Source organism: Flavobacterium sp. YO12, assembly GCF_004119495.1.
GTDB lineage: Bacteria > Bacteroidota > Bacteroidia > Flavobacteriales > Flavobacteriaceae > Flavobacterium.
Window position 1 is genome coordinate 1 of record NZ_NRQU01000097.1, and the last position, 11,840, is coordinate 11,840.

Sequence of the window (11,840 nt, forward strand, 5' to 3'; positions counted from 1 at the left end):
GACACCTTCATTAGATGTCATTTACGAAAATTTAACTCACGTTTTTGATGATAATATTGATGCTTTTTTTAAATTTAAAAAGGAATATGAGGAAGAAAATAAGACTTTACTAATAAAAAATGAAGAATTAAAAAACGAAGATGACATAACAAATGCTTTTGACTCATTTCTAAATTTCGACATTCCAAAAAATGAAAATAAGTTTCATTTTAAGTTTCAATATAAAACAATAGAATCTAACAAATCAACAGATATTGGAGTGATTTCTTTAAAATATTCAAAGTACAAGTGTATTTGTTTTATTGAAGCTAAAAGACTTCCTACACCTATTTATTCAGCAAGTCAAGAGACAGAATATGTTTGTTATAAAAATTCAACTAAAAAAGGAGGAATAGAGCGTTTCAAAACTGGAGACCATGGAGGCAAAGAACAATTTCCTTTTAGTATAATGGTGGCTTACATTGAACAAGATAATTCAAGCCATTGGCACAACAAGATTAATGAATGGATTGATGAACAAATTAAGGAAAGTTCAAACTCGCAACTATCTTGGTCTATTGAAGATAAACTGATTCAAAACCAATCTTTTTCACAAAATAAAATAACCAAATATTATTCAACACATTCAAGAATTAACCTTGATAAAATCAACTTAACACATTATTGGATTGACTTATCTTAAAGCCAATCCAAATAATACAGCATTTCTAAAGTACCATTGTCAGCTGAATTCTCTTTCTATCTTCATCGACCTCAGTAACTTTTACATCAACATGCTGATGTAATTTTACAACTTCGTTTACATCGCTTACAAAACCAGCTTTCAATTGTGATATATGAACCAAACCGCTTTCTTTGATTCCGATATCAACAAAACAGCCAAAGTTGGTAATATTGTTCACAATTCCCGGTAAAATCATTCCCGTTTTTAAATCTTTAATCGATTTTACATTCGCATCAAATTCAAAAACCTTTGCCGACTTTCTTGGGTCTAATCCAGGCTTTTCAAGCTCTTTTATGATGTCTTTCAGTGTAAGTAAACCAATTTCAGGAGTAATATAGTTTTCGGCCTTAATAAGCGCTGTTTTCTCTTTGTTTGCAATTAAATCGTTTACCGAAAGTTTCAAATCTTTTGCCATCTTTTCAACAACTGGATAAGCTTCTGGATGTACCGCAGAATTATCTAATGGATTTTTAGCATTCGAAATTCGAATAAAAGCTGCGCCTTGCTGATATGCTTTATCACCCAAACGAGGAACTTTCTTCAATTGCTTTCTATCTTCAAAAGGACCATTTTCTGATCGATATTGCACAATGTTTTCTGCCAGCTTCTCTCCTATTCCACTCACGTAACTCAGTAAATGTTTACTTGCAGTATTAATATTAATTCCGACAGAGTTTACGCATCGAATTACAGTATTATCTAATTCTTCTTTTAATTTCGTTTGATCAACATCGTGCTGGTATTGTCCTACTCCAATTGCTTTTGGATCAATTTTAACCAATTCTGCCAAAGGATCTGAAAGTCGACGCCCAATAGAAACTGAACCACGAACTGTTACATCATAATTAGGAAATTCTTCTCTCGCTATTTTTGATGCTGAATAAACAGAAGCTCCTGCCTCAGAAACGATAAAAACCTGCAATGGTTTATCAAACGCAATTTTTTTAATGAAAAATTCCGTTTCTCTAGAAGCAGTTCCGTTACCAATAGAAATCGCATCTATTTGATAGGCGTTTACCATTGAACGGATTTTCTTGATTGCCATTGTTTCCTCATTTTGAGGCGCGTGCGGATAAATGGTTTCATTGTATAACAAATCGCCTTTTTCATCCAGACAAACTACTTTACAACCACTTCTAAAACCAGGATCGATTGCTAAAATTCGTTTTTCGCCTAAAGGCGGAGCCAATAAAAGCTGTCCTAAATTGTTAGCAAAAACTTGAATTGAATTTGCATCAGCTTTTGCTTTTGCTTCCTGCAACGTTTCATTTCCTATTGCTGGATTTAGTAAACGTTTATAACTGTCTTCAATCGCTAATTGCAAATGAGCTGTTGTGCTGTTTTGTTTTTTAATGATAATTTCATCAATAACATCGTAAGCATCATCGATATCAACATCAATTTTCATTTTAACAAAACCTTCATTTTCAGCACGAAGCATAGCTAACAATCTATGCGAAGGTGTTTTAGTTAAAGGTTCTTCCCAATCAAAATACTGACTGAATTTTTGTGCTCCTTCTTCTTCCGCTTTCTTTTTAACCACTTTAGTCCCAATAGTTGCTTTTCGCTGATATAATCTACGTAGCTGTTTACGAACGTAAATATTTTCGTTAATCCATTCTGCAACGATATCTCGTGCGCCTTGCATAGCAGCTTCTTCATTAACAACATTTTCATTGATGTATTGCGTCGAAATAAAATCTACATCAACATCATTTTCAGACATTATTATTTTTGCCAATGGTTCTAAACCAAATTCGCGCGCAACATCTGCTTTTGTTTTTTCTTCTTTTTGTATGGAAGATAAAAATCTTCTATTTCCTGCAGATCAAAACTCTGTTCTATTTTTTGTTTTAATTCTGGCGTAAGCGCTTTTTGTTCTTCAATTGATTTTAGAACAGCTTCTTTACGTTTTGTAAGCGTTTCATATTCTTTTTGAAGTTTTGCAATTTGTTCAATTACAACTTCATCAAGATTTCCAGTTGTATCTTTTCTATATCGAGAAATAAACGGAATAGTACAATCTTCCTCTAATAATTTAACGGTATTTTGAATATTAATTGCTGCTGTTTGAACAGACTTGGCAATGAATTGAATATTAGTCATACTTTTAATGAAATAAATTCTTAATTATAAATTGATATAATTTACTTGTTAAATATTTTAGTAAACTACCAATGATTCTGCTAAAATAATATCTTTGTTTTTAATTTTATACCAATGGAAATTTTATTACTGTATTTTTTATTTGTAAATATCTTCGTTTTTATTCTCGCTGGATATGATAAATATCAAGCTCGAAAAAACAAACAAAGAGTTCCCGAAAATACACTTTTTTTATTCGAAGCAATTGGCGGAACAATTGGTTTATTAACAGCAATGTTAATCTTTAGACATAAAACGAGTAAAATGTCATTTATTGTAAAATTCTCAATCATTTTTATTCTTCAAGCCGTTTTGATTTACCTTATAGTATATGATAAAATATAGATATTAACAATGTTGACAACCTCAAAAAACGAACATATAAAACTGATTTACAATAATTTAAAAACATAAAAAACCGGATAAATTTTAAAAATCTATCCGGTGTGTTTATTATATATTGGTGCGAAGCACCTTTTTTTTGTTTTACGAACAAGCAATCTTATTTACTCTATTTTGATGTCTTCCACCTTCAAAAGCAGTTGCTAAAAACGTTTCAACAATTTCTACAGCTTGCGGAATAGAAGTAAATCTTGCCGGAATACTCACAATATTAGCATCGTTGTGTAAACGTGTTAAATAAGCTATTTCTTTAGTCCAGCATAAACCAGCTCTTACTTTCGGGTGTTTATTAACAGTCATTGCAATTCCGTTACCGCTTCCGCAGATTACGATTCCAAAATCTGCTTTTCCTTCAGATACATCATTTGCAACAGGATGCCCAAAATCAGGATAATCAACAGAATCCTCAGAATCAGTTCCATAATTAGTTACTTCATATCCTTTTGCTTTTAGCATTTCAACAATTGCCTTTTTATACTCTGGTCCTGCGTGGTCGTTTCCTATCGAAATTTTCATTTTTAATACTATTAAGTTGTGTTGTGCAAATTTACTCAATTAATAAATGTTTACCACGAATTTCCCTAATTTTCACAAATTTTATACTTATTAACTTTAAAAAACAGTAATCATAATTGTAAGCTCCATTTTAGAAATTCATACCCTGAAACCCTTATTTTACAACTATCTTACTATCAAAACCTTATCACTTATTAACATTTTTAATAACTCTATAAGTATCTCATTATCAATTAAAGAATAAACAGCTTTTTGTTAAAATTTTAAAGTGTTAATAGCAATTCGTAATTCGTTGATATTCAATTAACTTTAAGTTAACATTATTTGTTAATAAGTTGGAAAAGAAAATTAGAAGTTTTTTTTGGTCGTGTCAAAAAAATGCTTAATCCAAAACTGGAATTTAAAATGCAAGAAAAGTTTCGGGAATTTTTGGAAAAGTTATCAATATCAAAAATACCATTTTCAACAAATATCAACATATGAACTTATCTACAAAATGAATTCATTTTCGGTTGTCAACCGTTGTTAATTAAAATACAAAAAGTCTTAAAAATTAAACTTTTAGCTTAAAATAACTATGTTGATAACTCAGAATAACTAAGAGAAACTTCATTTCAATACTTTTAAAAATAAATTTATTCGACATATTAACACACTATAATAACAACCAAATTTTTTTAAATTTTTAAAAATCTTTTTTGTTGTATTTAATATATGTTGAAAACTAAAAAAGTTTAAAAAGAAAAAAAATGAATTTAGTTTGAAAAAAAGAAACTGTTTAAACGATTTTAAGTGGATTGTTTAAGTTGTCTAGAATTTCTTGAACTTGTTCGAAATCGTTTGGATGAACTTTGAGTTTGATTCCGCCAAGTGCAGTCGAGTACATTGGGACAACAGAAAGTGTCATTTCGTTTTCAAAAAAATATGGAATTTCTTCTTGTTCCAGTAAGTGTTTGAGAACTACGGTTTCGTGCTGATAATTGAATATAGCGATGGTTTGAAAGCTTTCCATTTTAGGTCTTTTTGTAAATGTACGAAAAGTTATATTTTTAATAATTCTAATTTTTAAAAAGTGTTATCTAATATCTTATTTGTAATTTTAAGCCTTATAAGAAAAGATATATGAGTAAGAAAATTAGAAAGCCGATAAAAAATGAGAAGGATTTCTCTGGAAAAATAATAAAAATTTTATCGCAAAGCCCTAATAAACCATTCAATTATAAGCAAATAGGAGCAAAGCTCGAACTTGATGATACTAAAAGCAGAAATCAAATTATAAAGGATTTGAAAATTCTAGCTGCTTCAAAAAAGATTATAGAATCTGAACCTGGTAAGTATTTAATAAAAGCAATCAGTCAGGATTATTACGAAGGAACAATTGATATGACCAGCAGAAAAACGGCTTATTTTATTTGTCCTGATTTTGCAGAAGATGTTTTTATCCCGACCAATAATCTAAATCGTGCTTTAGATAAAGACAAAGTTAAAGTCTATGTTTATAATAGAAGAAAAGGAAAAAGACCTGAAGGTGAAGTAATTGAAGTTTTAGAAAGAGATAAAACAGAGTTTGTTGGAGTTATTGATATTCAGCCCAATTTTGCTTTTGTTTCGACTGCAAATCCTAAAATGTATACTGATATTTTTATTCCAAAAGATAAAATTGGTGAAGCTGAAAATGGAGATGTAGTTTTGGTAAAAATAGAAGATTGGCCTAAAAGAGCTGATAGTCCTTTTGGATCTGTAATCAGAGTTTTAGGAAAACCTGGAGAACATAATACAGAGATTCATGCTATTTTAGCTGAATACGGTTTACCAGCAGATTTTCCGGTAGAAGTAGAGGTGTATGCACAAAAACTAGATACCTCAATTCAGGAATCTGAAATTGCAAAACGTCGTGATATGCGTGATACACTTACGTATACGATAGATCCAAAAGATGCAAAAGATTTTGATGATGCGTTGTCTTTCAAAAAGTTAGAAAACGGAAATTATGAAATTGGTATTCACATTGCCGATGTTTCGTATTATTTAGAAGAAGGAACAATCTTAGATGATGAAGCTTATCAACGCGCAACCTCGGTTTATTTAGTAGATAGAGTAGTGCCAATGCTTCCTGAAGTTTTGTCTAATTTTGCTTGTTCACTTCGTCCGAATGAAGAAAAATATACATTCTCTGCTGTTTTTGAAATTTCTCCAAATGCACAAGTTATTAACCAATGGTTTGGTAGAACTGTAATTTATTCAGATCAGCGCTTTGCTTATGAAGAAGCGCAATATATCATTGAAACAAAAGATAATACTATTCCTGTTGATATTTCTATAACTGGAGATTCTTATGTAGTTTCAGATGAAATTGTAGAAGCAACTTTAAAATTAGATGAATTAGCAAAGATTTTGAGAAAGAAAAGAATGCAGAATGGTGCTATTTCTTTTGATAAAGTTGAAGTAAAATTTAATCTTGATGCAGAAGGAGAACCAGAAGGAGTTTACTTTAAAGTTTCAAAAGATGCCAATCATTTGATTGAAGAATTTATGCTTTTAGCCAATAGAAAAGTAGCTGAATACATTGGAAAACAAAAGAAAACGTTTGTTTACAGGATTCACGATGAGCCAAACGAAGACAAATTAATTGCAATGCAAGGTGTAATTGCTAAGTTTGGTTATAAAATAGATTTCCGTAACAAAGGAGATATTTCGAAATCATTGAATGCTTTAATGGAAGAAGTAAATGGTAAAAAAGAACAAAACTTAATCGATACTCTTGCGATTAGAAGTATGAGTAAAGCCAAATATTCGACAGATAATATTGGTCATTATGGTTTAGCTTTTGATTATTACAGCCATTTTACATCGCCAATTCGTCGTTATCCTGACGTTATGGTACATCGTTTGCTGCAGTATTATTTGGATGGAGGAGCTTCTGTCGATGAAGAAACTTATGAAACTAAATGTTTACATTGTTCAAATATGGAAGGTTTAGCTACAAATGCTGAACGTGACAGTATTAAATACATGCAGGTTAAATACATGCAGGATCATCAAGATGAAGAATTCCTTGGAGTTATTTCTGGTGTTACTGAATGGGGAATTTATGTTGAAATCGTTTCTAACAAATGCGAGGGAATGGTAAGAATCAGAGAAATAAAAGATGATTACTATACTTTTGATGAAAAACAATATGCTTTAGTTGGAGCTACTTCAAACAGCATTTTACAATTAGGAGACGAAATTTATGTTAAAGTAAAAAATGCCGATTTAGTTAAAAAACAACTTGATTTTCATTTTTTACGAAGAGCTGAATAAATATTAATTAAAAAAATAAAAGTATGAGAAAGCTAATTATTGGAGCAGCAATTTTATTTGTACAAATATCTTTTGGTCAAGTTACTAAAGAACTGGGAGATTTCGATTCGGTTAAAGTTTTTGATAAATTAAGTGTTAAATTAGTTCAATCTTCTGAAAACAAAATTGTCATTAAAGGAGCAAGAGAAGCAGAAGTTGAAGTTGTTAACAAGAAAGGTTTATTAAAATTAAGAATGCCTTTTCCTAAACTGTTATCTGGTGATGATCTTGATATTACTTTGTATTACAGAAGCATAGAGCTTATTGATGTAAATGAAGGTGCTTATGTTTCAAGTAAAGATCCTATAAAAGCAACTGTTTTTAAAGTTAGTGCTCAGGAAGGCGGAAAAATAAATGTTGATTTAGATGTTGATAAACTTAATGTAAGCTCAGTTTCAGGAGGTTCAATAACATTGACAGGTAAAGCTTCCAATCAAGATGCAAGTCTTGGAGCAGGCGGTTATTTGCTGGCAAGTAAATTAGCCACTTCTCAGACGAAAGTAAGCGTTTCTGCGGGCGGAAAAGCAGATGTTAATGCATCAACCCTTGTCGATGCAAAAGTTAGCGCAGGAGGCTCTATTTACATTTATGGAAAACCAAAACAAATTAACCAAAAAACGGTTTTTGGTGGTAAAATTGAAGAAGTAAAATAATTTTTGATGATAAATGATATTCTGGCTGGACTGCCATGGGGACTTGTTCTAAGCTTTATGGTAGGTCCGGTATTTTTTGTTTTATTAGAAACCAGCATTACAAAAGGATTTAGAGCTGCAATTGTATTTGATTTTGGAGTAGTATTAGGTGATATATTTTTTATTGCCATTGCTTATTTAGGAAGTTACAGACTGATTTCAAGCTTAAAAGACAAGCCCGCACTTTTTATTTTTGGAGGCATAATTATGCTTTCCTATGGTATTATTTCTTTTGTAAAACTGAAGAAAGAAGAGAAAATTAATGATGAAGAAATTGATCGAGATATCTTAAAAAGAAACTATGGAAGTTTGTTTGTAAAAGGATTTTTACTAAACGTTATTAACATTGGAGTTCTTGGTTTTTGGCTTGCAGTTATTATTTCTGTAGGACCAAAATTAGAAATGCAAAATTCAAGAATGTTTACTTTTTTTACCTCTGTAATTATTACTTATTTGTTAGTTGACTGCGTTAAAATTCTATTAGCCAAACAATTAAAATCTAAAATGACACCAACAAATATTCTAAAAATTAAAAAAGGAATTAGTGTAGTTTTGATGGTTTTCGGTTTTGTTTTAATGATTCAAGGATGGTTTCCGAAAGAAAAAGAAATGGTTAAAAATGCTTTTGAGAATATTGAAAAGTAGTTTGTTAATAACCCAAAATTATAAAATTAAGCCTCTGAATTTCAGAGGTTTTTTTGTGTTTAAAAGTGTTAGTTTAAAACTTTGTAAAGGTTATTTCGTATAGTTTGTCATTTCGACCGAAGGGAGAAATCACACTAGAAGCTCCGCAAAGTAAGTCGCCAATCTTTGTCGATTTACGTGTGTGATTTCTCCTTCGTCGAAATGACAAGATTGTGGAAAGTTTAGGCATAAAAAAAAGAGATACATTTCTGTATCTCTTTTTGAGGCATCGTCCGGATTCGAACCGGAGTAGGAGCTTTTGCAGAGCCCAGCCTAGCCGCTCGGCCACGACGCCATTACTTGAACGGATGGCAAAAGTAACTAAAATCTTTAAATTTCAAAAGTTTAATGTAAACTATTTTAAAAAATTAGATTTTATGAAAAAGGAATTACTTTCTTTTTTCGGTCATTTTTATGGTAACTGTTTCAACATCACCGCCAATAGGAGGATTTACTTTTGAAACCCAAACAGTCGTTTTTTCTACAGATTCAATTTCTGCCAGTACACGAATTATGATTCTTTTCGCCGCATGCTCTAATAAATGAGAACGAATTGCCATTTCTTCAGCAACAATTTTATTCAAATGAACATAATCAACTGTGTCAGCAAGATGATCACTTTGCGCCGATTGCTGTAAATTTGCCTTAATTTTTAGATCAACAATATAATCTGATCCTATTTTTCCTTCTTCAATTAAACATCCGTGGTAAGAAAAAGTACGGATATTTTTCAGTTTTATAACTCCCATTTTTTTATTGTTTCACGTTTAAAGTTTCAGGTTTTGCGCCACTTAAATAACTTTAAACCTGAAACCTGAAACCTTTTTTTTATCTTTGCTAAAATTAGTATAAAATAATGGCATCAGAAGAGAAATCACTCAATTTTATTGAACAAATCATAGAGGAAGATTTAAAATCAGGTCTTTCACAAAGTAAACTTCATTTTCGTTTTCCACCAGAACCAAATGGATATTTACATATTGGACACGCTAGTTCAATTGCGTTAAATTTTGGTTTAGGTATTGATTATCAGTCTCCTGTAAATTTACGTTTTGACGATACAAACCCTGAAAAAGAAGAACAGGAATTTGTTGATGCTATAAAAAAAGATGTTGAATGGCTGGGCTACAAATGGGCTGAAGAACGTTATGCTTCTGACTATTTTCAACAATTATATGATTGGGCAGTTTTATTAATTAAAAAAGATAAAGCCTATGTTGATAGTCAGTCTTCTGAAGACATGGCGATTCAAAAAGGAACTCCGTCTACAGTTGGAACAGATAGTCCATACAGAAATCGTTCTGTTGAAGAAAATTTAGATTTATTCGAAAGAATGAAAAACGGTGAATTTGAGGCTGGTACACATATTCTTCGTGCAAAAATTGACATGAAATCGACTAATATGTTGATGCGTGATCCTATTATGTACAGAATTTTACACAAACATCATCATAGAACTGGGGATGCCTGGAAAATTTATCCAATGTACGATTGGGCGCACGGACAAAGTGATTATTTAGAAGAAATCTCACATTCATTTTGTACGCTTGAATTTTTGCCTCACCGTGAATTATACGATTGGTTTTTAGATCAGATTTTAGACGAAAATAAACTACGTCCGAAGCAAAGAGAATTTGCTAGACGTAACTTATCGCATACCGTTGTTAGTAAAAGAAAATTACAGCAACTAGTTAAAGAAAAGCATGTTAACGGTTGGGATGATCCTAGAATGTCTACTATTTCTGGATTAAGAAGAAGAGGTTACACAGCTGCATCTTTACGTAATTTTGCCAATACAATTGGTATTGCAAAACGTGATAATTTAATAAATGTATCGGTTTTAGAATTCTGTATTCGTGAAGATTTGAACAAAATTGCACCTCGTGTAATGGCAGTTTTAGATCCGGTAAAAGTGGTAATTACAAATTATCCTGAAGGAAAAGAGGAGTTGTTAGAAGCTGAAAATAATCAGGAAGATGAGAATGCAGGATTTAGAAAAGTACCTTTTTCTCGTGAATTGTACATTGAAAGAGAAGACTTTTTGGAAGAAGCTCCAGCGAAATATTTCCGTTTGACTTTAGGAAAAGAAGTACGTCTTAAAAATGCATATATTATTAAAGGAGAATCTGTTATAAAAGATTCAGAAGGTAATATTACAGAAATTCATGTTACTTATGATACTGATTCTTTAAGCGGAAGCGGAACAGAAGCAAGTCAAAGAAAAGTGTCTGGAACACTACATTGGGTTTCTATCCCTCATGCGGTTGAAGCAGAAGTTCGTTTGTACGATCGTTTGTTTACAGATGAAGCTCCAGACAGTTATAAAGAGAAAAATTTCTTAGATTTTGTGAATCCAAATTCATTAGAAATTGTAACTGGATTTGTTGAACCAAGTTTAGCGACAGCTAAAAATGAAGACAAATTTCAGTTTCAACGTTTAGGATATTTTACTGTTGATAAAGATTCAACTAATTCAAAATTAGTGTTTAACAAGACTGTTGGATTGAAAGATGCTTGGGAAGAAAAGGTAAAAAAGAAGAGAATAGCATTAATAATTCTTTAAAAGATATTAATAAATATTTTAAATTAGAAGATTTAGCTGAACGTTTGGCAATTCGAGATGCAATAGGCGAGAATATAGCCGCTGTTTCTAGTTTTTCACTTTTGCAGAATTCATTAAAAAAGAATATCAACAATAATAAAGCTTCATTGTTGTTTGCTCTATTTATTTTGAAATATTCAAACTGGAAATCTTCGGATTTTGAAGAAGAGGATATTAAAAAGTTATATACTATGTCTTTAAGAAGTGAATCGACTTATGTTAGATATAGAGCTCTTTTAAATTTAAAAAATATTGAAAACGAAAATTTAAGAAATCAGTTTGAAGACCAAATTTCAAAACTGCATTCAAATCCTCCAAAAAATGCATCCGAAAAAGAAATAGAAATTCTTGCCGAGATGATAAAAAAATAATATAATTGTAATCTATTGAAAAGCGCTTTTTATAAGCGCTTTTTTTATTATTTATTTTTTCTATTAATAATTAATATTTTATAAGTTTTATAAATTAAAAATGACTTTAATATATTAATTTTAAGCGATTTTTAAAATTCTTCCATGTAAATTATCCTATTTTTAAAAATAGTAAAACAGAAGTCTTTATTTTAATTTTTGATTTTGTTTTATGTTTTTTTGCGTTCTTTTTGAGTAGAAATTATTTTTTAAAATTGAAGATTGTCTTTTTTAAGGAAAATTATAATTTGTCTTTTTTTAGTTTTTGTCAATTTCTAAATTGCTGTTTTTTATATATCAATTTTAATTATGTTATTTTTATT

The 11,840-nt window shown here is 30.6% G+C and carries 10 protein-coding genes, 1 tRNA gene and 1 pseudogene; 7 read left to right on the top strand and 5 right to left on the bottom strand.

The features are described 5' to 3' along the window. The coding region (locus BOW55_RS20905) for a hypothetical protein (RefSeq protein ID WP_164975075.1) at positions 1 to 682 on the top strand (682 nt) is incomplete at its 5' end. Between the two features lie 25 nt (positions 683 to 707). Here BOW55_RS20905 and BOW55_RS19680 read toward each other — a convergent pair. Beyond that, positions 708 to 2,830: pseudogene (locus BOW55_RS19680) on the bottom strand (Tex family protein). A gap of 114 nt (positions 2,831 to 2,944) precedes the next feature. Between BOW55_RS19680 and BOW55_RS19685 the strand changes: the two are divergent. Then, complete coding sequence (locus tag BOW55_RS19685; protein ID WP_129026047.1) at positions 2,945 to 3,214, top strand: DUF1294 domain-containing protein; 270 nt, start codon at positions 2,945 to 2,947, stop codon at positions 3,212 to 3,214. Positions 3,215 to 3,355: 141 nt separating this feature from the next. Here the strand turns inward: BOW55_RS19685 and rpiB are convergent, their stop codons facing one another. Beyond that, positions 3,356 to 3,787, bottom strand: coding sequence for a ribose 5-phosphate isomerase B (rpiB, locus tag BOW55_RS19690; protein WP_089053525.1), 432 nt, complete (start codon positions 3,785 to 3,787; stop codon positions 3,356 to 3,358). A gap of 778 nt (positions 3,788 to 4,565) precedes the next feature. Beyond that, a complete protein-coding gene (locus tag BOW55_RS19695) occupies positions 4,566 to 4,799 on the bottom strand; it encodes a DUF2007 domain-containing protein (protein WP_129026049.1) in 234 nt (77 codons plus the stop codon). 110 nt (positions 4,800 to 4,909) lie between these two features. Between BOW55_RS19695 and rnr the strand changes: the two genes are divergently transcribed. From rnr to BOW55_RS19710, 3 genes are read left to right on the top strand one after another with little or no spacing between them, the layout of a single operon-like run. Next, positions 4,910 to 7,090, top strand: coding sequence for a ribonuclease R (gene rnr, locus BOW55_RS19700; RefSeq protein WP_129026051.1), 2,181 nt, complete (start codon positions 4,910 to 4,912; stop codon positions 7,088 to 7,090). A gap of 23 nt (positions 7,091 to 7,113) precedes the next feature. Further along, positions 7,114 to 7,782, top strand: coding sequence for a head GIN domain-containing protein (locus tag BOW55_RS19705; RefSeq protein ID WP_129026053.1), 669 nt, complete (start codon positions 7,114 to 7,116; stop codon positions 7,780 to 7,782). A 6-nt stretch (positions 7,783 to 7,788) separates the two neighbouring features. Further along, the gene (locus BOW55_RS19710) at positions 7,789 to 8,466 is read left to right on the top strand and encodes a LysE family translocator (RefSeq protein ID WP_129026055.1); all 678 of its coding nucleotides are present in this window, start codon (positions 7,789 to 7,791) and stop codon (positions 8,464 to 8,466) included. A 263-nt stretch (positions 8,467 to 8,729) separates the two neighbouring features. Here BOW55_RS19710 and BOW55_RS20910 read toward each other — a convergent pair. Together BOW55_RS20910 and folB are read right to left on the bottom strand one after the other, a co-directional pair. Then, positions 8,730 to 8,800 (bottom strand) — tRNA-Cys (locus BOW55_RS20910). 94 nt (positions 8,801 to 8,894) lie between these two features. Next, positions 8,895 to 9,254, bottom strand: a complete 360-nt coding sequence (folB, locus tag BOW55_RS19715) for a dihydroneopterin aldolase (RefSeq protein ID WP_129026058.1) — start codon at positions 9,252 to 9,254, stop codon at positions 8,895 to 8,897. A gap of 107 nt (positions 9,255 to 9,361) precedes the next feature. On the opposite strand from folB, the gene BOW55_RS19720 reads away from it, so the two are divergent. Both BOW55_RS19720 and BOW55_RS19725 read left to right on the top strand, forming a co-directional pair. Next, entirely contained in the window at positions 9,362 to 11,068 is a 1,707-nt protein-coding gene (locus BOW55_RS19720; RefSeq protein ID WP_129026060.1) for a glutamine--tRNA ligase/YqeY domain fusion protein, read from the top strand. After that, complete coding sequence (locus BOW55_RS19725) at positions 11,020 to 11,478, top strand: hypothetical protein (protein WP_129026062.1); 459 nt, start codon at positions 11,020 to 11,022, stop codon at positions 11,476 to 11,478. Before BOW55_RS19720 ends, BOW55_RS19725 begins: the two co-directional genes overlap by 49 nt. Positions 11,479 to 11,840: the final 362 nt, after the last annotated feature.